21 protein-coding genes are annotated in these 20,191 nt (G+C 38.4%); 18 read left to right on the forward strand and 3 right to left on the reverse strand.

Features of this window, described 5'->3' with window-relative positions; all coding sequences use genetic code 11:
* Positions 1-1,889: 1,889 nt before the first annotated feature.
* On the forward strand, positions 1,890-2,738 hold the full coding sequence (locus D6856_RS14735) for a ParA family protein (RefSeq protein WP_092248873.1): 849 nt from the start codon (positions 1,890-1,892) through the stop codon (positions 2,736-2,738).
* Positions 2,738-3,280: a hypothetical protein gene (locus D6856_RS14740; protein ID WP_120687529.1), complete on the forward strand. Its 543-nt coding sequence runs from the start codon at positions 2,738-2,740 to the stop codon at positions 3,278-3,280. The genes D6856_RS14735 and D6856_RS14740 overlap by 1 nt, the downstream gene beginning before the upstream one ends.
* Before the next feature lie 69 nt (positions 3,281-3,349).
* On the opposite strand, the gene D6856_RS14745 is transcribed toward D6856_RS14740, so the two are convergent.
* A complete protein-coding gene (locus D6856_RS14745; RefSeq protein WP_022766405.1) occupies positions 3,350-3,634 on the reverse strand; it encodes an HU family DNA-binding protein in 285 nt (94 codons plus the stop codon).
* A gap of 152 nt (positions 3,635-3,786) precedes the next feature.
* On the reverse strand, positions 3,787-5,157 hold the full coding sequence (locus tag D6856_RS14750) for an MATE family efflux transporter (RefSeq protein ID WP_243114104.1): 1,371 nt from the start codon (positions 5,155-5,157) through the stop codon (positions 3,787-3,789).
* A 149-nt stretch (positions 5,158-5,306) separates the two neighbouring features.
* On the opposite strand from D6856_RS14750, the gene D6856_RS14755 reads away from it, so the two are divergent.
* Positions 5,307-6,251 (forward strand): type I phosphomannose isomerase catalytic subunit, encoded by a 945-nt coding sequence (locus D6856_RS14755; RefSeq protein ID WP_120687530.1) that lies wholly within the window; start codon positions 5,307-5,309, stop codon positions 6,249-6,251.
* A gap of 7 nt (positions 6,252-6,258) precedes the next feature.
* On the opposite strand, the gene D6856_RS14760 is transcribed toward D6856_RS14755, so the two are convergent.
* Entirely contained in the window at positions 6,259-7,107 is an 849-nt protein-coding gene (locus D6856_RS14760) for a MerR family transcriptional regulator (RefSeq protein WP_092248882.1), read from the reverse strand.
* 146 nt (positions 7,108-7,253) lie between these two features.
* Here D6856_RS14760 and D6856_RS14765 point away from each other — a divergent pair, with 146 nt between their 5' ends.
* The 15 genes from D6856_RS14765 to D6856_RS14835 all read left to right on the forward strand — a co-directional run bounded on the left by D6856_RS14765 (position 7,254) and on the right by D6856_RS14835 (position 20,138).
* Positions 7,254-7,475, forward strand: coding sequence for an acyl carrier protein (locus D6856_RS14765; RefSeq protein WP_120658750.1), 222 nt, complete (start codon positions 7,254-7,256; stop codon positions 7,473-7,475).
* Between the two features lie 18 nt (positions 7,476-7,493).
* Entirely contained in the window at positions 7,494-8,423 is a 930-nt protein-coding gene (gene fabK / locus D6856_RS14770) for an enoyl-[acyl-carrier-protein] reductase FabK (RefSeq protein ID WP_092248888.1), read from the forward strand.
* Positions 8,424-8,436: 13 nt separating this feature from the next.
* Positions 8,437-9,366: an ACP S-malonyltransferase gene (gene fabD / locus D6856_RS14775; protein WP_120687532.1), complete on the forward strand. Its 930-nt coding sequence runs from the start codon at positions 8,437-8,439 to the stop codon at positions 9,364-9,366.
* Positions 9,366-10,106 (forward strand): 3-oxoacyl-[acyl-carrier-protein] reductase, encoded by a 741-nt coding sequence (gene fabG / locus D6856_RS14780; protein WP_120687533.1) that lies wholly within the window; start codon positions 9,366-9,368, stop codon positions 10,104-10,106. The genes fabD and fabG overlap by 1 nt, the downstream gene beginning before the upstream one ends.
* Positions 10,099-11,334: a beta-ketoacyl-ACP synthase II gene (gene fabF, locus D6856_RS14785; protein ID WP_120687534.1), complete on the forward strand. Its 1,236-nt coding sequence runs from the start codon at positions 10,099-10,101 to the stop codon at positions 11,332-11,334. The genes fabG and fabF overlap by 8 nt, the downstream gene beginning before the upstream one ends.
* Positions 11,335-11,346: 12 nt before the next feature.
* Positions 11,347-11,775 (forward strand): acetyl-CoA carboxylase biotin carboxyl carrier protein, encoded by a 429-nt coding sequence (locus D6856_RS14790; RefSeq protein WP_120687535.1) that lies wholly within the window; start codon positions 11,347-11,349, stop codon positions 11,773-11,775.
* 11 nt (positions 11,776-11,786) lie between these two features.
* Positions 11,787-12,227 carry a 3-hydroxyacyl-ACP dehydratase FabZ gene (gene fabZ / locus D6856_RS14795; protein WP_092248902.1) on the forward strand — a complete coding sequence of 147 codons (441 nt, stop codon included), beginning with the start codon at positions 11,787-11,789 and terminating at the stop codon, positions 12,225-12,227.
* Position 12,228: 1 nt separating this feature from the next.
* Positions 12,229-13,557, forward strand: a complete 1,329-nt coding sequence (locus D6856_RS14800) for an acetyl-CoA carboxylase biotin carboxylase subunit (protein ID WP_120687536.1) — start codon at positions 12,229-12,231, stop codon at positions 13,555-13,557.
* Positions 13,558-13,560: 3 nt separating this feature from the next.
* The gene (locus D6856_RS14805) at positions 13,561-14,394 is read left to right on the forward strand and encodes an acetyl-CoA carboxylase carboxyltransferase subunit beta (protein ID WP_120687537.1); all 834 of its coding nucleotides are present in this window, start codon (positions 13,561-13,563) and stop codon (positions 14,392-14,394) included.
* A 22-nt stretch (positions 14,395-14,416) separates the two neighbouring features.
* Positions 14,417-15,172: a carboxyltransferase subunit alpha gene (gene accA, locus D6856_RS14810; RefSeq protein WP_092248910.1), complete on the forward strand. Its 756-nt coding sequence runs from the start codon at positions 14,417-14,419 to the stop codon at positions 15,170-15,172.
* A gap of 8 nt (positions 15,173-15,180) precedes the next feature.
* Complete coding sequence (locus D6856_RS14815) at positions 15,181-16,833, forward strand: AMP-binding protein (protein ID WP_120687538.1); 1,653 nt, start codon at positions 15,181-15,183, stop codon at positions 16,831-16,833.
* Between the two features lie 86 nt (positions 16,834-16,919).
* Entirely contained in the window at positions 16,920-17,285 is a 366-nt protein-coding gene (locus D6856_RS14820; protein ID WP_092248916.1) for a response regulator, read from the forward strand.
* A gap of 106 nt (positions 17,286-17,391) precedes the next feature.
* Positions 17,392-17,796 carry an amino acid-binding protein gene (locus D6856_RS14825; protein ID WP_120687539.1) on the forward strand — a complete coding sequence of 135 codons (405 nt, stop codon included), beginning with the start codon at positions 17,392-17,394 and terminating at the stop codon, positions 17,794-17,796.
* Between the two features lie 312 nt (positions 17,797-18,108).
* Positions 18,109-18,696, forward strand: a complete 588-nt coding sequence (locus tag D6856_RS14830; protein WP_120687540.1) for a hypothetical protein — start codon at positions 18,109-18,111, stop codon at positions 18,694-18,696.
* A gap of 80 nt (positions 18,697-18,776) precedes the next feature.
* A complete protein-coding gene (locus D6856_RS14835) occupies positions 18,777-20,138 on the forward strand; it encodes an ABC transporter substrate-binding protein (protein ID WP_120687541.1) in 1,362 nt (453 codons plus the stop codon).
* Positions 20,139-20,191 lie beyond the last annotated feature (53 nt).

Below are 20,191 nucleotides of genomic sequence, written 5' to 3' on the forward strand. Positions count from 1 at the left end.
GCTGTTATTACTTATTTTGTTCCCTTTTTTATCACTTTAGACACTCTTTTTAGTCCTTTTTCTCTTATAACATTGCCTTTTTTGCTTTTCTTATATATATTCCCTTTTTAGTCACCTTTCTTCCCTTTTTATACACTTGCAGATTTCCATGTATTTCACTCTTCTGTATTATCCTGTATTTTAGCTTTTTTGGCTTTTATACCCGGGACACATCATTTCCCTTTTTAGTCACCTCTTATTCCATTTAACTTATCTCTATATCCTCTTTTCTAGCACTTTTACATATATTTTTCTGTTCCCTTTTTTATATCCTTATATTCCCTTATTCTTTACCTCAGATTCCTCTTTTGGTATCTTATCTTTCCCTTTTTTGTTCCTATAAATCTTTTAACTCCTGATGGTTGCTATGTTTTCAGGCCATATTAATTAATAATCAATTGTAGTTATATATAAAACTAATAAACAACTCTCTTTTGTTGTATAAAAATATCTTAAGATCATAGTTATTAAACAAACTATAACTATATATTTTATACGGTAGCATAAAAAAAGAACCGGTACGATTTTAGTATCAGTTCTTTGATATTACGTATAAAGTTTTTATTTTTACACATATCTTTTGATATTAAATCCAAATATAACTACTGCGTTTTTTCTATATACTTAAGCTCGATTTTATATTAACATTATTATTAATGCTATTTTGTTACTGTATTTTGTTATCTGAAATATGTAAAAAGTTTAATATAAATACGCAACAAGCGTTACGCTATTATTGACTTTTTGGGTCGGTTTTTTCTTCAAAACGCTACCTCTTCTGGTTTGGTTGCATATGTTATTAAATCTAGAATTACTATTACCTAATCTCTCTGATTTTTTCTTCTCTTTTGGATTTTTTTATTTTGTTATAATATTTAGCTTGCGCAAGAGAACTTGCAATATTTAGCTTTTTATTTTCATTATCTTGTATTGATTGTTTTAAAATGTCGTAAACACTGCGTTTTGACGTATTTCTAATTATTGCATCATAGTGATTTGCTTTATATGGTTTTGGGTGCCGTTTTAGCTTACTATCATTGGCCGGGCATTTAAATTGCAATCTGATGACTATTGCTTAAAATCGCTCTATATCTTGACTTATTTTATTTTTGCCTTTTATGTAGATCAAAGATGTCTTTACTCTACCGGTTGTGATGCTTTGCTCGCACTTATGTCTTTTATATATAGGTATTATATTCATTATACATTATATCTTTGATATCTATATCATTTATACTTTATCATATATCTATAACATTTACAATATCTATTATCTTTAATCTATTTAAACCATTTACTTCATTTAATATATATTCCATATACATAGTATATGTATAATCCAATACATTCAACTTATATAACATATCTATAATATAAAACACATTTTGTGTATCTATATTTTGTATTTTTATATAATAATACAGACATATATAACATATATACTACATATATTATATTTGCCATCACAATATGTTTTCTCTATCTATAGTGTGCTAAACATTGCTATTAAATAGTACGGTATAATAGATTACTGAATAATTATATTGAATGTATAACATATATTCGCTATGTAATAAAACAAGTATTTATGAGAGTACTAAATAGTAGGTATAACATAAATAATACGTATAAGTTATATAACAAGTATAACACAAATAAATAAAATATATGATATGACATATAGATGTAATAGATTAAAATAGTATATTAAAATAAGTATATGAAAAGAAAGAATAATGTTATATAATACATATACATTATGAATAAAATGTGCTTATAGAAAATTAAATAAAAAATATATGATATATAAAAAATATAAAAGACAATAGAATAAACGACCAGGAGGAGATATGCGAATTATAGCTTTTAGTAATCAAAAAGGTGGCGTGGCAAAAACGACATCAAGTTATGCGATGGCGGTTGGCTTAGCGAAAAGAGGATATAAAGTATTGGTTGTTGATGCTGACCCTCAAGAAAACTTATCAATGACAGCCGGAATAGATTTAAATGAGATCGATCCGGATCCCGAGGAAATAGAAAGATTATCAGAAGAACAACAAGAATACTTTTATAGGAATGTTCCTGCAAAGCTATTTGAGGTTATGGAATCAGAAGTCGACAAAAAATCAGCAAAAAAGGATATTAATAAGGCGATAATTCCCATTGCTGAAAATTTAGACTTAATCGTTGGGGGAATAGACCTTGCATCGGCGGATATGACTTTTAATAATATAGGCCGTGAAAGGTTAATGGAAAAAGCATTTGGGAAACTAAACAAGGAATATGATTTCTGTGTTTTTGATTGCAGCCCGGCACTTGGAGTAGTTCTTATGAATATATTAACCTTGGCGGATGAGGTAATAATACCACTTGAACCAGGGGCTTATTCCTTACAAGGGTTATCAAGACTTTATAAATTCATCGGACAGATACATGATTATACAAATGATAGACTAAAGGTAGACGGAATACTTGTTACTAAAGTAAGAAAAACAGCTAATTCCAAGATATGGATCGGAGATATAGAAGAAAAGGCTAAATTGCTAGGAACGAAGGTATACAAGTCAAGAATAAGGTTAAATGTATCAGTAGAGGAAGCACAGACAATGAGAATGGATCTGTTTGAATATGCAAGCGGTTCATCTGCGGCAAGAGACTATGATGATTTTATCGATGAATTTTTAGAGGAGGATAAGTGATGGCAAGTAAAGCAGATCTTTTAAAAAAGAGTGTAAATAAGACCGGAAAGGGATTATTTGCAGGAATGACTCCTATAAAAGAAGAAACGGAGAATAAAGAGAAACAAAAATCAATTGAAGAGAATGCCGGCAGGATGGAGCCTCAGTATAAGGAAATAGAGAAAGATGCAGAAAAAGAAATTGTTGAAGTGATAGATCCTAAAAAGGAAACAGCACTTGAAGAGACAAAAGTTATAAAAGAAAACAAAACAGAGCCCAGCCCTAGGGAGATGGTAGAGGAGATTCTCAGACAAAACTCTGGTACAAAAGAAAAAAAGACAATTACAGGCGAGAAACAAGAGAAAACAAGCAGGTATGAGAAAGAGAAGTTTTTGCTTCTTGATATCAGAGGATATAGAGATTATGTTGAACATATGGCCAAAGCAGCAAATATGTCAGCAACAAAATATATCAGGAGCTTGATAGAGCAGGATATGGAACAGAATATGGATATCTATGAAGCACATAAGGCATTGGAAGAAAGACTAAAAAAGAGAAAATAAAAAGCAAAAAAAGAACTGTAAGAGAATAATGAATATTCTCTACAGTTCTTTTATTATATACAGATGATATTATTTCTTCTTGCCGTTAACAGCATCCTTAAGAGCCTTGCCGGCTTTAAACTTAGGAACTGTAGCAGCGGGGATCTTGATTGCAGCGCCAGTCTGAGGATTCTTACCTGTTCTAGCTGCTCTCTTTGCAGTCTCAAAAGTACCAAAGCCTACGAGCTGAACTTTGCCCTTTTTCTTAAGCTCTTTTGAAACAGCATCTGTGAAAGCCTTTACAGCCTTCTCTGAATCCTTCTTAGAAAGACCAGTCTCTTTTGCAATAGCATCAACAAGTTCTGTCTTATTCATGGTATAATACCTCCCTCAAATTGAGTATTTTTACTACTATTCATGATTTTACAACGTTTTTATGCGCCTTACAAGAGTTTTGGCTCGAAAAATCGCCAAAATTTGTAGCGTTTTTTAGTGCACAATACTGAAAAACCGCATGAATAATGTCTTTATAACGTGGCGAGGGTGGTTTTGTACAGTTTTTTGAATAGTATAACAGATATGGTGAGCGAAGCTATCTCTGCTATTGGGAAAGCAAACCAAACTAAATTGAGGTTGCCTGTTTGAGCCAATAACCATGCAGCAGGGATGAGAACAACAAGCTGACGGCCAACAGAAACGGCGAGAGAATAGGTTCCTTTAGAAAAAGCCTGGAAAACAGATCCCATAGCAATACAAAGACCTGCAATAGGAAACGAAAGGCTTATTATTCTAAGCGCAGGTTTACCAATAGCTGTCATTTCAGAAGATGAATTGAAAAAGCCGAGTAGTGTAGCGGGGAATATCTGAAACACAAGGGTTCCGGTAAGCATAATCGATACAGCTAAAACAACAGCAAATCTAAGAGCTTGATTTATTCGTTCCTTATACTTGGCACCATAGTTATATGCAAGAACAGGAATAAGACCGTTGTTTAAGCCAAACACCGGCATAAAGAAGAAACTCTGAAGCTTAAAGTAAACACCAAATACCGCTGTGGCGGTTGATGAAAACATACCTAAAATAAGATTGATCATGTAAGTCATCACAGAACCAATAGACATCATAAGTATTGAGGGTATTCCGACATAAAAGATTTCTTTAATTGTGGAAAAAACAGGAGTGGTGATATCTTTAATAGAAAGATGGATTTCTGTATTAAATTTTAAATTGCATAAAAGACCAATCATGGCAGCAATGAACTGGCCTAAAATGGTTGCATACGCAGCACCGGCAATTCCAAGTGCGGGAAAAGGTCCTATTCCAAAGATTAGAAGTGGATCAAATATAATGTTAATAAGTGCACCTGTTGCCTGCGAAATCATGCTATAGAAAGTTTTTCCGGTAGACTGAAGCAGACGTTCAAAGGTCATTTGGAAAAAAAGACCTAAAGAACAGCAACTAATTATCTGAAGATAAGTTGCCCCGTATGAAGATATTATTGCAGATATAGTTTGGGTACGAATAAAAGCGGGTGCAAAAAAGATGCCTATAATAAGAAAGACGAGATAGTTGACAAACGTAAGTAAAACACCCATATTTGCGGCAGAATCTGCTTTATCAAATTTTTTTTCACCTAAAGAGCGCGAGAGAAGAGCATTTATACCTACTCCCGTTCCTGAACCTAAAGCGATCATAAGATTCTGCATCGGGAAAGCCAGAGTTACGGCTGTAAGAGCATCTTCTCCGGCAGTAAGTGATTCACCTACTATATTAGATACGAAGATACTGTCCACAACGTTATATAAGGCTTGTACCAACATTGAAATCATCATTGGCAAAGACATAGACAAAATAAGCTTTTTTACCGGCATAATACCCATTTTATTTTCTTTATTCATTGTATTCCCTCTTTATTTATATATGTGAGAAAGTAGTATAACACGAAAAAAAGAGATAATCTACTTATAAAAGGAATGACATAAATCAATAAATATGTATATAATTCATAAGATAAGATTATTATAGTGAATAAAAAAGGAATATCATAATGGGAATATATAAATTAAAACCTGCTTGCAAAGACTATATTTGGGGTGGAAATCGTCTGGTTAATGAATATGGAGTTGAGTGTGACGGAGAAATATGTGCAGAGGCATGGGTTCTTTCTTGCCATAAAGACGGCAGCTCAAGGATAACAAGTGATATTCAAGAAGGTAGATTGTTTTCGGAGTTTATAAATGAAAATAAAGCTGTTTTAGGAACTAATTGCGAAAGATTCGATGATTTTCCTATTTTAATCAAGCTTATAGATGCAAAAAAGCCATTGTCAATTCAAGTACATCCTGATGATGAGTATGCCCTGAAGCATGAAAAGCAGTTTGGAAAAACAGAGATGTGGTATGTGCTTGAGGCTGATGAGGGCGCTTTTTTGTATCAAGGTTTTGAAAAAAATATAGATAAAGAAGAATTTGAGCGACGAATTAATGATAATACTCTTACAGAAGTTTTGCATAAGAAGTATGTAAAAAAAGGAGACGTGATTTTTATAGCTCCCGGAACGCTTCATGCAATCGGTGAAGGAATTATGGTTGCCGAAATACAACAAAACTCAAACGTTACTTATAGAGTATATGATTACGGAAGATTAGGGCCTGACGGAAAGCCAAGGGAATTGCATATTTCAAAGGCGCTTGATGTTACAAAGCTTGAGCGACCGACAGATACTGTTTCTAATAGCGGACACTTGGCTACATGTGAATATTTTTGTGTTGACAAAATCACCGTCAAAAAGGAGGCGGTATATCATGGAAACGCCGGAAAGGAGTCCTTCGTTAGCATTCTTTCTATCACAGGAAACTGCACTGTATCAACAGGCACAGAAGCGATTTCCATGAAGAAAGGTGATTCATTATTTATTGAAGCAGACACCGGCAAGTACGAGATTGAAGGTGATGCAGAAGTGATCATAACTTCAATTCCGTCAAAAGCATGAAAACATATTATTCTACGCAGATAAATAAGTATTTAAAGTAAGAATGAGTTTCTTCTTTGTTATACAAGTTTATTAAACTTATAGAATATAGATCAGAGCAGGCTTTTAGCCTGTTCTTTTTTATATATGAAACCATCTTTCTGTATGTTTTTTCAATTGCCGGAGAATGATGGTCGTGATAGCAGCATACAGTCTTTGCGCTTGGAAGCGGAAAAGAGGACTCGTTATCGGCGGGGAGGAACGATAAGCTGATTATATTATTATAAAGATAATTTTTATTAACAAGATCTTTGTATTTAATCGTTACTCCTGAGGGAAACGTTGAAAGTGTATCATTTTCTTTTACCCTAGACATGTGATTGGAGATGTCATGTGCAATATCAGCCGCGTGATGTGCATCAGATTTGTTTTCGATGGGGGTTGTCGTCACACTTATTTCCGGAATGTCATCCATAAAAGGCTTATCCGGGCCGTGATCCTCGTATTTATCCAATATCCACATGCCCAGGTGAAGGGCGCTTATTTTTTTATTAATGGAAAAAAGTTCTTTTTGCATGTCTAAGATTTTAGAATTAACCAAATTAGTGATACTTTCTTTGGATGAATTATAAATTATGTTGCGTATCTCTTTGATGGAACAGCCTGTCTGGCGCATGGTTGAGATAAAATAAAAAGAACTTATCTGGGAAGCGGAATAGTAATGATATCCGTTATCGGGATCGATTCTTGGCTTAATTATATTTTGTTCATAATAGTATCTTAATGTGTCTCTTGTTGTACCACATAGTCTCGCAAACTGGCTTACAGTGAGCGTATATTCTAAATCGTCATCTTGAAAATTCTGAAATGTTGTCATTAAAACCCCGCTAAAATGATTAATTTTTTTCTTGACCTGGGGGTTACCCCCAAGATTATTGTAACAAAGAATTAAAATAAAACAACCCTATGACATGTGTGCAGAGCATATGTATGGGAAAAGAGAGAATTAAAGGAGATAAACAAATGAAGGACGTAAAGGGAACAATAATTCGTATAATCGCAGAGTATCTTGATAAGGAGGAGTCAGAGATCAAGTCTAGCGATACATTTACAGATATCGGTCTTGATTCACTTGATATCATGGAGCTTGTTATGCAGATGCAGGAAGAACTTGATTGCAAGATCGAGCTTTCTCAGGAAATCACAACAATTGATAAGCTTGTTGAGCTTATTGAGAAGCAGTAATCCTCTGGAGGGATTGAAATGAATAAGAACCCGGTATGTGAATTACTTGGAATTAAATACCCTGTTATTCAGGGAGGAATGGCGTGGATAGCAGATGCTCAGCTTGCAGCAGCCGTATCCAACGCAGGTGGGCTTGGCCTTATAGCAGCAATGAACTCAAATGGGGAACAATTGCGAGCACAGATTAAAGAGGCTAAGAAGCTCACGGACAAACCATTTGGCGTAAACTTAATGCTTATGAGTCCATACATCGATGAAGCAGTAAATGTTGTATGCGAGGAAGGAGTATCTGTAGTTACAACTGGTGCAGGAAACCCGGCAAAGTATATGGAGCAACTAAAAGCTTCGAATATTAAGGTTATCTGCGTAGTAGCCAGTGTTGCCCTTGCAGTTATGGTTGAAAGAATGGGCGCCAGTGCGGTTATAGCAGAAGGATGCGAGTCCGGAGGCCACGTCGGAGAGACAACAACTATGGCGCTTGTTCCGCAGGTTGTAGATGCGGTCAATATTCCGGTCATTGCAGCAGGTGGAATTGCGGATGGCAGAGGAATGGCTGCAGCATACATGCTTGGAGCAAAAGCTGTACAGATGGGAACAAGATTCCTGACAGCAAAAGAATGCAATGTTCATGAGAATTATAAAGAAAAAGTCCTTTCGGCTAAGGATAGGGACACCATCGTTACCGGAAAGACACTTGGACATCCTGTAAGAGCACTCAAGAACCGCATGACAAGGGAATTCCAGAAAAAAGAGAGCGATCCCGCGACAACACAGGCAGAGCTTGAAGCAATGGGTGCAGGTGCACTTAGAAAAGCCGCCATAGAAGGCGATGTTAAGTATGGTTCATGTATGTGTGGACAGATCGCCGGCCTTGTAAACAGCGAGAATACTTGCGAAGAAATAATAACAAGCATCTGTAGCGAAGCGGCTGCACTTATGGGTGCATGATTTTGGAGATAACATGGGAAAAATAGCTTTTTTATTTGCCGGACAAGGCAGTCAATATGCAGGAATGGGGAAAGATCTATACGAGAATGTACCGGAGGTGCAGAGTCTTTTTGACAATGCAGAAGGAGAAAGACCCGGAACACTTTCCCAGATGTTTGAAGGAACAGAAGAAGAACTGAAAAAGACAGAAAATACTCAGCCTTGCCTTTTTTTGGTTGACTTAGCATGTGCTATGGCACTGGAAAAAAATGGAATAAAGCCTGATGTCGTTGCCGGCTTTTCACTTGGTGAGGTGGCGGCTATGGCTTCATCCAAAGCACTTTCCAACGAGGATGCGTTTAAGCTTGTGTGCAAGAGAGGCCAGCTGATGCAAAAGGCGTCGGAATCAATCGATGGCGTGATGATTGCTGTAATGAGGATGAACAAGAAAGAGCTTGTTCAGTTATGCAGTGAGTATGGAGTGTATCCGGTAAACTTCAACTGTCCCGGACAGATTGTTGTGTCCGGAGAGGCCGAAAAAATCGAAAAGTTGAAAGAGACACTTACCGAGAAGAAGGTTCGTTTTGTCCAACTTGCGGTAGGTGGAGCGTTCCATACACCTTATATGAAGGGCGCTTCTGAAGGATTAAAAGAGGAATTGGCTTCAGAAAAGTTATATAACATAAATAAACCATATATCTCTCTTTATGCTAATAAGACTGCAAAACCATATCCGGATAACAGAGAAGGAATGGTGGAAACACTTACTGATCAGATTTCAAACAGCGTTAGGTGGGAGGAGACACTTGCAAACATGGCGGAAGATGGGGTTGATACTTTCATTGAGTGTGGCCCCGGTAAGACCTTATCGGGTTTTGTAAAAAGAACAGTTCCGGAAGCAAGAATATTTAACGTATGCGATCTGGATTCATTGAAGCTTACTATGGAGGGAATGACTAAATAATGCTTACAGGGAAAGTTGCGGTAATTACAGGCGGAACACGTGGTATAGGAAATGCAATTGCCAATTTGTTTGCTAAAAACGGAGCATCGCTTGCAATAATTGCCACAAGAGATAACGAAAGGGCTCAAAAGGCCATAAATACAATTAAAGAACTTGGGGCGGATGTAAGACTTTATGTATGCGATGTAAAAGATGCAGAGCAGGTCGAATCAGTTTCTGAAGAGATACTTGCTGATTTCGGAAAAGTAGACATTCTGGTAAATAATGCAGGAATAACACGCGATAATCTTCTTCCAAGCCTGAGTGTTATGGATATTGACGATGTAATTGATATTAATTTAAAAGGCACGATGTTTGTAACGCGTTCGTTTATAAGAAGTTTTGTTAAGCAGCGCCACGGAAACATCATAAACATTAGCTCGGTTGTTGGGCTAATGGGAAATAAAGGTCAGACTAATTATGCTGCATCTAAGGCAGGTATCGTTGGATTTACAAAGTCTGTTGCCAAAGAATACGGCAGACGAAATGTGAGGTGTAATGCTATAGCCCCCGGATATATTTCTACTGAGATGACAGAAGAACTCAGTGAAGCACAGGTATCCGAGCTTAAAGCTCAGCTTCCGCTCACAAGACTTGGATTACCTGAGGATGTAGCTAATCTGGCATTGTTTTTAGCTAGTGAAAATTCTTCTTATATCACAGGGGAAGTAATCAAAGTAGATGGAGGCATGTATGTGTAGAGTAGTAGTTACAGGAATGGGCGTTATATCCCCTGTTGGAAATGATATAGATACTTTTTGGGATAGTTTAAAAAGCGGAAAATGCGGTATCGATACAATAAAAAGATTTGATGCATCAGGCCTTAAGGTAAACCTTGATGCAGAGGTCAAAGATTTCGAGCCGAAGAAATACTATGACACCGTTCAGGAAATAAGAAAATCCGATCTTTTCATGCAGTATGCAATGGCTGCATCCAAGCAGGCTGTTGAGCAGAGCGGAATATTAGATAGTGATATTGATAAGGAGCGTTTCGGCGTATATATCGGATCTGGAATTGGTGGAATTAATACAACAATCAGAGAGACAAATAAGCTTAACGAAAAAGGACCTGAGATGGTATCGCCTTTTTTTGTTCCTATGATGATAGGAAACATGGCGACAGGTGCGGTATCAATCAAGTTTGGTGCTAAAGGCCCCACACTCCCTATTGTGACAGCATGTGCCACATCAACTCATACTTTGGGAGAGGCATATAGAGCGATCAAGCATGGCTACGCAGATGCGATCATTGCGGGCGGAAGCGAAGCGTCAATAAATGAACTTGCTATGGCCGGATTCATCAATTGCCAGGCACTTAACCTGTCAGACGACCCCAATTGCGGAAGTCTTCCTTTTGATAAAAGAAGAGCCGGATTTGTAATGGGCGAAGGTGCAGGAATTCTCGTCCTTGAGGAATATGAGCATGCTAAGAAGCGTGGAGCTAAGATATTTGCTGAAGTTGTAGGTTATTCAAATACAGCGGATGCATATCATATTACTGCACCGGATCCGGAAGGTGACGGAGCGGTTCGAGCAATCAGAACTGCGGTCAATGAGGCTCAGATTGGTGATAATGATGAGATTTACTTTAACGCACATGGAACAGGAACACATCTTAATGATGCAATGGAAACAAAAGCGATCAAAGATGTCTTCGGAAAAAGAGCGTATGACATTCATATAAGTTCAACAAAGTCAATGACAGGACATATGATGGGCGCAACCGGCGCTGTTGAGGCGATTGCATCAGTTCTTGCTCTTGAAGAGGGGATAATCCCTCCGACAATTAATTACAAGGAAAAAGATGAAGAGTTAGATCTTGATTACACACCCAACAAGGCCGTATCAGCAAATGTCACTTATGCCATCAGCACATCACTTGGATTCGGCGGACACAATGCTTGTATCGCATTTAAGAAGGTTAACTAAGAGAGGGCGATTATGAATTCATTACAGGATTATAAAGAGCTTTTTTCACAATTAAATCTTACGGAATTATCTGTTGAAGAAGGCGATTTCAAGCTTTTTATCAAAAGAGAAGTTTCTGCTCAGGCAAATCAAGTGATTGCAGATACAGCTAATGTTGTGATTCCTCCGGTAGAAAAAAAGGCTGAGAATGAAGCGCCGATTAAAAAAGTAGAGGGAACAGAAGTAAAAGCTCCCTTGCTTGGAATTTTTTATGGTACAGTAGGAGACCGTCCTGCATTAAAAGTCGGAGACAACGTAAAAAGCGGTGATGTTCTTTGCACTATCGAAGCAATGAAAATGATGAATGAGGTAAAGTCGCCTGTTGATGGAGTTATAAAAGCAGTTTGTGTCACAGAAGGAACTCTTGTTGAGTACAACCAGACGCTTTTTGTTATTGGATAAAAGAGGTTTTTATGAACAGAGAAGAGCTTAAAAATATACTTCCGCATAGAGAGCCAATGCTTCTTGTGGATGAAGCATATTTGAACGAAGACGGTACTGCTACAGGATATTATCAGGTTCGCGGAGATGAATTCTTTTTACAAGGACATTTTCCGGGTAATCCTATTGTTCCCGGAGTTATTCAGTGTGAAATGATGGCACAGTCTGCATGTATCATGTTCGAGGAAATGATGAATAAAAAAGGCTGTATCCCCGTTTACACGGGGCTTGATAAGGTGAGATTTCGCAATATGGTCAAGCCCGGAGACAGGGTAAGGATAGATACTAAGCTTATCAGGTCTTTTCATCCTATGTATGTGCTTCATGGTGAGCTTACGGTTGATGGTAAGAAGTGCATGAGCGGTGATTTCTCTTTTGCGATCACCGGCGAAGGTGACAGTAAGGAGGCATAATATGTTTTCTAAAATTCTTATTGCTAATCGTAGTGAAGTGGCGGTTCGAGTTATAAGAGCCTGCAAAGAAATGGGTATTGAGACAGTAGCAATTTACTCTGATGCGGATGCAGATGCGCTCCACGTCGAGATGGCAGATGAAAGCTATTGCATTGGCGGTCCGCTTGTAAAAGACAGCTATCTCAATATGGATGTGATAATTACACTGGCGCAGGCGGTTGGTGCGGAAGCGATTCATCCGGGTTATGGAATGCTTTCCGAGAATCCGGAATTTGCAAGAAGGTGTGAGGAAAATAATATTACACTTATTAGCCCTGGCGCAGAAGTCATGGAGAAGATGGGGCAAAAAGAGATTGCAAGAGAAGTTGCAAAACTTGCCGGAGTCCCGATTACGCCTGGAAGCGATATTTTGAATAATGATAAAGATGCGATCAAATGGGCACAAAAGATAGGCTATCCGATTATTTTAAAGGCAAGAGCAGGTGGCGGCGGAAAAGGAATTCGTGTTGTAAGGGAAGAGAGCGAGTTGATTTCCGCGCTTGAACAGGTAAAGAAAGAAGCCAAAAACTCTTTTGCCGACGACGCGGTTTTTATGGAGAAATACCTTGAAAACGTTAAGCATGTGGAAGTACAGATTCTTGCCGATAAGAACGGAAAAGTAGTTATCCTTGGAGACAGAGATTGCTCTGTGCAGAGAAAAAATCAGAAGCTTATAGAAGAATGTCCGGCACCTGTTTTGCCGGAAGAACTTAGACAGTCAATGTATGAATCGGCAAAAGCGCTTGCTAAAGCTGTAGGATACGTGACCGTAGGCACAGTAGAGTTTCTTGTAAAAGATAACGCATATTATTTTATGGAAATGAATACCAGACTTCAGGTTGAGCATTCTGTTACAGAGATGGTATGCGGAATAGATATCGTTGAGTGGCAGATAAGAACTGCAGCGGGAATAGAGATTCCCTTTGATCAAAAAGATATTGCTCATAGTAAGCACGCGATTGAATGCAGGATATGTGCTGAGAATGCAAAGGATTTTACTCCTTCAACCGGAAAAGTAGAGCTTTTGCATATCCCGGGAGGTGTAGATGTAAGATTTGATTCTGCATTATACCAAAATTATGAAGTTACACCTTTTTACGATTCAATGCTAGGAAAACTCATTGTATGTGCAGACACCCGAGATGGTGCGATCAGAAAGATGAAGAGTGCGCTTTCTGAGTTTGTTCTTGTTGGAGTTGAAAATAACCGCGAGATGCACATGAAATTTATGGAAAATGGCGGATTTGTCATAGGAAATTATGATACAGGTATATGCCAAAAGGTTTTGTGATAAATGGAATTAAGAAATCTTTTTTTAAAAGCAAATAATGAGCTGGAATACAGCGGAAACAGAATTCGAAGCAGAAAAGTAACTTGCAAAAAATGCCAAAAGGAAGTTTCTGTAGCAAAAATAAGAAAAAATAACTTCGTATGCCCTAATTGTGGGCACTACTTTACCGTCAGAGCAAGGCGAAGGATTCTTATGCTCACGGATAAAAGAAGTTTTGTTGAGTTGTGCAGGGAGTATGAATCCAAGAATGTACTTGGCTTTCCTGAGTATGACAGCAAGCTTCAGGCGGCGAAAGAAAAAAGCAGAGAAAATGAAGGCGTAATCTGTGGAGAAGCAACAATAGGAGGCCATTCGTGCTGTATTTTTGCCATGGATGCTAATTTTATGATGGGTTCCATGGGTGCAATTGTGGGAGAAAAGATTACAAATCTTTTTGAATATGCCACGGAAAAATCTCTTCCTGTTATCGGAATCACTGTTTCAGGCGGAGCGAGAATGCAGGAAGGAATGATCTCGCTTATGCAGATGTCTAAAGTTTCCGCAGCTGTAAAACGTCATAGCAACAAAGGGAACCTTTATATAGCTCTTTTGACCAATCCGACTACCGGTGGCGTTAATGCCAGCTTTGCTATGCTGGGAGACATAACACTTGCTGAGCCGGATGCCAGAATTGGATTCGCCGGACCGCGCGTCATAGAAAAAACACTCAACAGGGCATTGCCAAAAGGATTCCAGAAGGCAGAGCGCGTGTTGGAGTGTGGTTTTATCGATGCAATTGTTCCGAGAGATCAGCAGAAGGCATATCTTGAAAAAATTCTTAAGATACATAATTGCTGAAACATGACATATTAGGAGTATTATGAAAGATTATGATATAGTGCTGGGCGCCAGAGGTGAAAATAGGCCTACAGCAGTAGATTATATAAACGGAATAGTTAATGACTTTATGGAGTTCCATGGAGACAGATATTTTGGTGACGACGGTGCTGTTATTGCAGGTGTGGGATTTCTGAAAGATATGCCAATAACAGTGATTGGCATTGAAAAAGGAAAGAACACGGAAGACAGGATTGCTCATAATTTTGGAAGCGCCCATCCGGAAGGATATAGAAAAGCTCTTAGGCTCATGAAGCAAGCTGAGAAATTCCACAGACCAGTACTATGTTTTGTTGATACAGCAGGAGCGTTTTGCGGAGTGGATGCCGAGGAACGAGGACAGGGACGAGCTATCGCCGAGAACCTTTATGAGATGTCTGATTTGAAAACACCTATCTTATCCATAGTGATTGGCGAAGGAGGAAGTGGTGGAGCGCTTGCACTGAGCCATTCCGATAAAATTTGGATGCTGGAAGATGCCTATTTTAGCGTGGTTTCTCCTGAGAGCTGCGCTAATATTTTGTGGAAAAGCACAGAAAAAGCCGATGTAGTGGCTGATGCATTGTTCCTTACTTCCGAGAAATTATATAAGCTTGGTCTTATCGATAAAATATGCAAGAAAGATGATATTACAGGGCTTGGAGAGGATATATATTCGGAACTGAAAAAACTTTGTGCGACGGATGAAGAAACGCTTGTTGAGCAAAGATATCAAAAATTCAGAAATATCGGATACTAGGTGAAAAGATGGCTTATATATACCAGGACTATTATAAAGAAGTAATAGACGAAAACGGAAAGATTATAGATATAAAAATCAATTATAATGATTCATTCAATTTCGCATATGATGTTATAGATAGATATGCAAAAGAAGAGCCGCAAAAGCTGGCGCTTGTTCATAGGAGTGCCGAAGGTGAGGATACGCGCTTTACTTTTGGAGATATGAAGCATTTATCTGATAAAGCCGCAAATATGCTTAAAGAACTCGGCGTTAGACGCGGAGATTCGGTAATGCTTCTTATGAAAAGAAGATACGAGTATTGGATAAGCATTTTGGCTATTCATAAGCTTGGAGCCGTTGCAATACCGACATCACACATGGTGTCCGCTGAGGATATAAGGCAGAGAGTATCTCTTGCCAAGGCAAAGGTCGTAATCTGTGTTAATTCTGATCAGATATGCAGTAAAGTAGAAGAAGCACTGGTCGGAAGCGGGACAATCCAGCTTGTGGTGGGTGATAAGTACAAAGACAAGATTTCTTTTGATGAGCTTATGGAAAAAGCTTCAAATAAACTGGAAAGAGTATCTACACATGTTGAAGACGACATGCTCTATTATTTCACCTCCGGGACAAGCGGTGAACCCAAAGCTGTTATTCACGACTTTTCCTATCCTATAGCACACATTTTTACAGCTAAAAATTGGCATGGAGTGAAAGAAGACGGCCTGCATCTAACCGTTGCCGACTCGGGCTGGGCAAAATCTGCTTGGGGAAAGCTATATGGGCAGTGGTTCATGGGTGCAGCCATAATGGTCTATGATTATGAGCAATTCTATGCAGGAGATATGCTTAAATTGCTTGAAAAAGAAAAAATACGCAGTTTTTGTGCTCCGCCTACTATATACAAGTACTTTGTGCTTGAGGATTTTGGGAAATACGATTTAAATAACTTGCGTTACGTTACAACCGCCGGAGAGCCGATGCCTAAAGAGATAGCAAAGAGATTTACGGATCTTACCGGACTTACTATTAGAGAAGGTTTTGGTCAGACTGAGACAGCTTTGCAGATTTGTACAGCTGTGGGAGAGGAACAACTGACCGGAACAATAGGATGTGCATCTCCTTTATATAAGGTAGAACTTGTGGACGAAGATAATAAACCCGTTCCTGTAGGCGAAGAGGGCGAAATCGTTTTGATCCCCAAAGATGATAAGCGCCCTATCGGAGTTTTTAAAGGCTATCTTGGTGATGAAGAGCTTTATAAAGAAGTCTGGACAGGAGGAGTTTATCATACAAAAGATAAGGCAATAATGGACGAATCAGGCCATTTCTATTTTATAGGAAGAAATGACGATGTAATAAAGTCCAGTGGATACAGGATCGGACCTTCGGAAGTAGAAGATATAATTATGCGTCATCCGGCTGTATTTGAATGTGCTGTCACAGCATTTCCATCCAAGAACCGAGGCGCCGTCGTTAAAGCAAGCATTATCTTGAAAGAAGGATATTCGGATAACGGAAGGCTTGGGAAAGAGATTCAGGAGTTCGTAAAAGAAAGAGTTGCTATTTACAAATATCCTAGAATAATTAAATTTGTATCCAATCTGCCAAGGACAAGCTCCGGAAAGATCAGCAGAGCAAAGATCAGACAAGCTGATTATCAAAATAACGTTTAATGGTGTAAAAAACGATAACTTGTGTGGTATTATTAAGTATATAGAATAACTTGCTATGTATTTTCATATCATATAAGGAGTGGCTTATGCGAAAAAAAGTACTGATTGCGGATGATACTGTTCTCATGAGAGAAATGCTAAAATCTGCGCTTGATCCGGCAGATTTTCAGATAGTTGGAGAGGCTGTGACGGGTGAGCAGGCAGTTGAATTTTATAAAGAAAAGAAGCCTGACATTTTGATACTAGATATAAACATGCCCAAAATGAATGGAATAGATGCGCTTTCGGCTGTTATGAAATTTGACCCCAAAGCTAAAGTTGTCATGTGTTCAGATCAAAAATATGAGAATATGATAGTTATGGCAATAAAAAAAGGAGCAAAAGACTTTATTGTAAAGCCGTTTACCGCTTCTGATGTATTACAAGCGGTAAAGAAAGCATTTGACGAATAATATTTTAGCGAGATAGCCCCGCTGTCTCGCTTTTTTACTGGACATGGGGATGTCCTGATGTTAGAATACATGCATACGCCAATCGGCATAGTGAGGAGAATGAAAAATGCTTAAACAAATATCTATATACGCAGAAAATAAAAAAGGATGCTTACAGAATATCACCGGAATCCTGTGTGATAGTGGGGTAAATATTCTGGGTTCTGTTACCAATGATTCCGCAGAATATGGAATAGTAAGAATGGTAGTTTCCAATCCCGAGAAAAGTATTGATGTTCTTGGAAAAGCCGGATATATTTGCAAAACAACTCCGGTTTTAGCTGTAGAGTGTCCCGATGAGGTCGGCTCGTTGGATAAGATTTTGAAAACATTATATTCAAGCAATATAAATGTAAATTATACATATCTTTCATTTAACAGAGAATCCGGGCTGCCTATAATGGTTATTCATACTGATGACACCAAGCAGGTGGAAAATATTCTAATAAACAAAGGATATAATTGCATTTAATAGCGGCTGATATTTTAAACACAGGCAAATGCCTGTGTTTTTTTATTGTCTTTACTATTGATCTCTGCTTTGTCAGATTGACGTAAAAGAATGGGCATTATGTATAAAAGTATCAACAATCCCGAGCGCAATTCTAAAGCGTTAAAGTATTAACATGCATTCTGCACAAAAAAAGTAGCATAAAATTATCTTTTATCGTCAAGAAGTAAAAAAAGTACTTGATGAAGTAAAAGATTTCCATTCAATCAATTTTTTTTATCATATATACTAGATTATGCCGTGAGGTATAGAAAACAAAAAGAAGGCAGCTACATGAAAAATCTAAAGAAGTCATTGATTGTTGGCATACTGATTTTTGCTACGCTTACTCTTAACGGATGTGGTAAAAAAGTTGAGAGTTGGGCATACAATCATGAGCCGGACAAAGAGATTCTTGCATTATATGACAACGGAAACGCTGTCTTTAAAAATGAAAAATACAAATATATCAAAGATGATAAGTTTATAACATTAACCGCCAAAGACGGTAATGAATTTAAGATGCATTATGATACCGATAACGAAGGTATTGTTCTATATGAAATAGAAAAATATACGGCATGCGAGGGAACCGACGCTAACGGTAACAGCATTGATTTTTCGGAAGAAGACAAGCAAGGGATTGTTGGATATTGGCTCCATGAGAATGGAAATTCATCTTTTGTTTTTTCGAACGATGGAAGGTTTATGGAAGACAATAGTTTTGGCGGACAATATGCGGTCGACGAAGCTTCCGGACAGATAAAACTCATGTATGATGCAGATTTCCGTTTTCAAGATGCTTTTCTCTATTACTCAGTCAATGGAGATACTCTTACTATAGAATATCCCTGGCCTATGGTTCATACAACAGGGAAATAAAGGGGATCAAAAGCAGAAATGCTTGCGATAGAACAGGTGACAATGTCACCAAAACAAAACTTTATAATGGGAGGTATGATATGGAAATGAAGCGTTTAGTTTCAACCGTGTTGGCGGGTGTAATGGCTCTTTCACTTGTTGCATGTGGAGAATCAGCATCTACAGCACCGGCTACAGATTCAGGTGATGCAGCACCTGCTGCTGAGGCAGAAGCACCTGCTGAAGCAGAGGCAGAAGCACCTGCTGCTGAGGCTGCAGCATCAGGAGAGCCTATAACTCTTAAAATGTGGTGTATCGCTACAGAGAGTGACTCAAACCGTCATGCATATGAAGCAGCTATTGCTGATATGCAGGCTAAGTACCCTGAGATTACATTAGAATGGGAAGCATTTGAGAACCAGTCTTACAAGACAAAGATTAAGGCAGCTGTTTCAGCTAACGAAATGCCTGATATCTTCTTTACATGGTCATGTGCATTCCTTGGTGATTTCGTAGAGGCAGGAAAGGTATATTGCCTTGATGCTGCTTATGAGAATTACAAGAGTGAGCTTCCTGAGGTTATGCTCGGAAACACAACATATGATGGAAAGCACTATGGTGTTCCGTTGACAATGAACATCGTTGGTCTCTTCGCTAACATGGATCTCTTAAAAGAGGCTGGATACGATGAGATCCCCGGAACATATGAAGAGTTCATTAAGTGCTGTGATGCACTTAAGGCTAAGGGAATCATTCCATTCGGATGTGCAGGAAAAGAGACATGGTGCGTAACTGAGTATCTTGAGTCTGTTATCGAGAAGAGCGCAGGCGCAGATGCACTTAACGACATTTTCCTTGGAAGAGCAACATGGGACAATGCAGATGTTGGTGCTGCTGTTGATACATTCCAGAAGCTTGTTAAAGACGGATACTTTGATCCTTCAGGAATCGGCCTTACAAACGATGAAGTTAAGAACAACTTCATGGCTGGTAAATATGCATTCTACATGAACGGAACATGGAACTGTGCAGACTTCGCAAACAATGCAGAGTTCTTCCCTAAGGTAAAGGTTAGCGAGTTCCCTGTAATTAACGCTGATAAGGCTAAGCTTGGTCAGTTGATCGGTGGACCTTCAGATACACTTGCTGTTGCAGCATCTTCACCTAACGCTGAGAGAGCAGCTGATTATACTTTCGAGCTTGGTAAGCTTATTTGCCACTATGGATATCTTGATGGATGCGGACTTCCTGCATGGACACCTTATGGTGACACAAGCTCTGTAAATGAGCTCACACAGGCAGTTGCTGAGATCTGCTCAAATGCAGATACATACGTTCTCTTCGGAGATACAGCTATGGATGCTGATTCAGCTAATACATATCTTTCATATGTAGATCAGGTTTATGGATGCCAGGTTGATGGTGAGGCATTCATCAAAGGATTAGCAAAAGATATTCGATAACATAAAACAAAAGATTTAGCTTAGGCTACTTACGATCCTTCCTGTGCTTCCCA

This window comes from Butyrivibrio sp. XB500-5, from assembly GCF_003625505.1.
Lineage (GTDB): Bacteria > Bacillota > Clostridia > Lachnospirales > Lachnospiraceae > Butyrivibrio.

Coding starts and splice junctions, on each gene's coding strand:
- D6856_RS14735 (WP_092248873.1), top strand. CDS start 1,890: ATGCGAATTATAGCTTTTAGTAATCAAAAAGGTGGCGTGGCAAAAACG.
- D6856_RS14740 (WP_120687529.1), top strand. CDS start 2,738: ATGGCAAGTAAAGCAGATCTTTTAAAAAAGAGTGTAAATAAGACCGGA.
- D6856_RS14745 (WP_022766405.1), bottom strand. CDS start 3,634: ATGAATAAGACAGAACTTGTTGATGCTATTGCAAAAGAGACTGGTCTT.
- D6856_RS14750 (WP_243114104.1), bottom strand. CDS start 5,157: ATGAATAAAGAAAATAAAATGGGTATTATGCCGGTAAAAAAGCTTATT.
- D6856_RS14755 (WP_120687530.1), top strand. CDS start 5,307: ATGGGAATATATAAATTAAAACCTGCTTGCAAAGACTATATTTGGGGT.
- D6856_RS14760 (WP_092248882.1), bottom strand. CDS start 7,107: ATGACAACATTTCAGAATTTTCAAGATGACGATTTAGAATATACGCTC.
- D6856_RS14765 (WP_120658750.1), top strand. CDS start 7,254: ATGAAGGACGTAAAGGGAACAATAATTCGTATAATCGCAGAGTATCTT.
- fabK (WP_092248888.1), top strand. CDS start 7,494: ATGAATAAGAACCCGGTATGTGAATTACTTGGAATTAAATACCCTGTT.
- fabD (WP_120687532.1), top strand. CDS start 8,437: ATGGGAAAAATAGCTTTTTTATTTGCCGGACAAGGCAGTCAATATGCA.
- fabG (WP_120687533.1), top strand. CDS start 9,366: ATGCTTACAGGGAAAGTTGCGGTAATTACAGGCGGAACACGTGGTATA.
- fabF (WP_120687534.1), top strand. CDS start 10,099: ATGTGTAGAGTAGTAGTTACAGGAATGGGCGTTATATCCCCTGTTGGA.
- D6856_RS14790 (WP_120687535.1), top strand. CDS start 11,347: ATGAATTCATTACAGGATTATAAAGAGCTTTTTTCACAATTAAATCTT.
- fabZ (WP_092248902.1), top strand. CDS start 11,787: ATGAACAGAGAAGAGCTTAAAAATATACTTCCGCATAGAGAGCCAATG.
- D6856_RS14800 (WP_120687536.1), top strand. CDS start 12,229: ATGTTTTCTAAAATTCTTATTGCTAATCGTAGTGAAGTGGCGGTTCGA.
- D6856_RS14805 (WP_120687537.1), top strand. CDS start 13,561: ATGGAATTAAGAAATCTTTTTTTAAAAGCAAATAATGAGCTGGAATAC.
- accA (WP_092248910.1), top strand. CDS start 14,417: ATGAAAGATTATGATATAGTGCTGGGCGCCAGAGGTGAAAATAGGCCT.
- D6856_RS14815 (WP_120687538.1), top strand. CDS start 15,181: ATGGCTTATATATACCAGGACTATTATAAAGAAGTAATAGACGAAAAC.
- D6856_RS14820 (WP_092248916.1), top strand. CDS start 16,920: ATGCGAAAAAAAGTACTGATTGCGGATGATACTGTTCTCATGAGAGAA.
- D6856_RS14825 (WP_120687539.1), top strand. CDS start 17,392: ATGCTTAAACAAATATCTATATACGCAGAAAATAAAAAAGGATGCTTA.
- D6856_RS14830 (WP_120687540.1), top strand. CDS start 18,109: ATGAAAAATCTAAAGAAGTCATTGATTGTTGGCATACTGATTTTTGCT.
- D6856_RS14835 (WP_120687541.1), top strand. CDS start 18,777: ATGGAAATGAAGCGTTTAGTTTCAACCGTGTTGGCGGGTGTAATGGCT.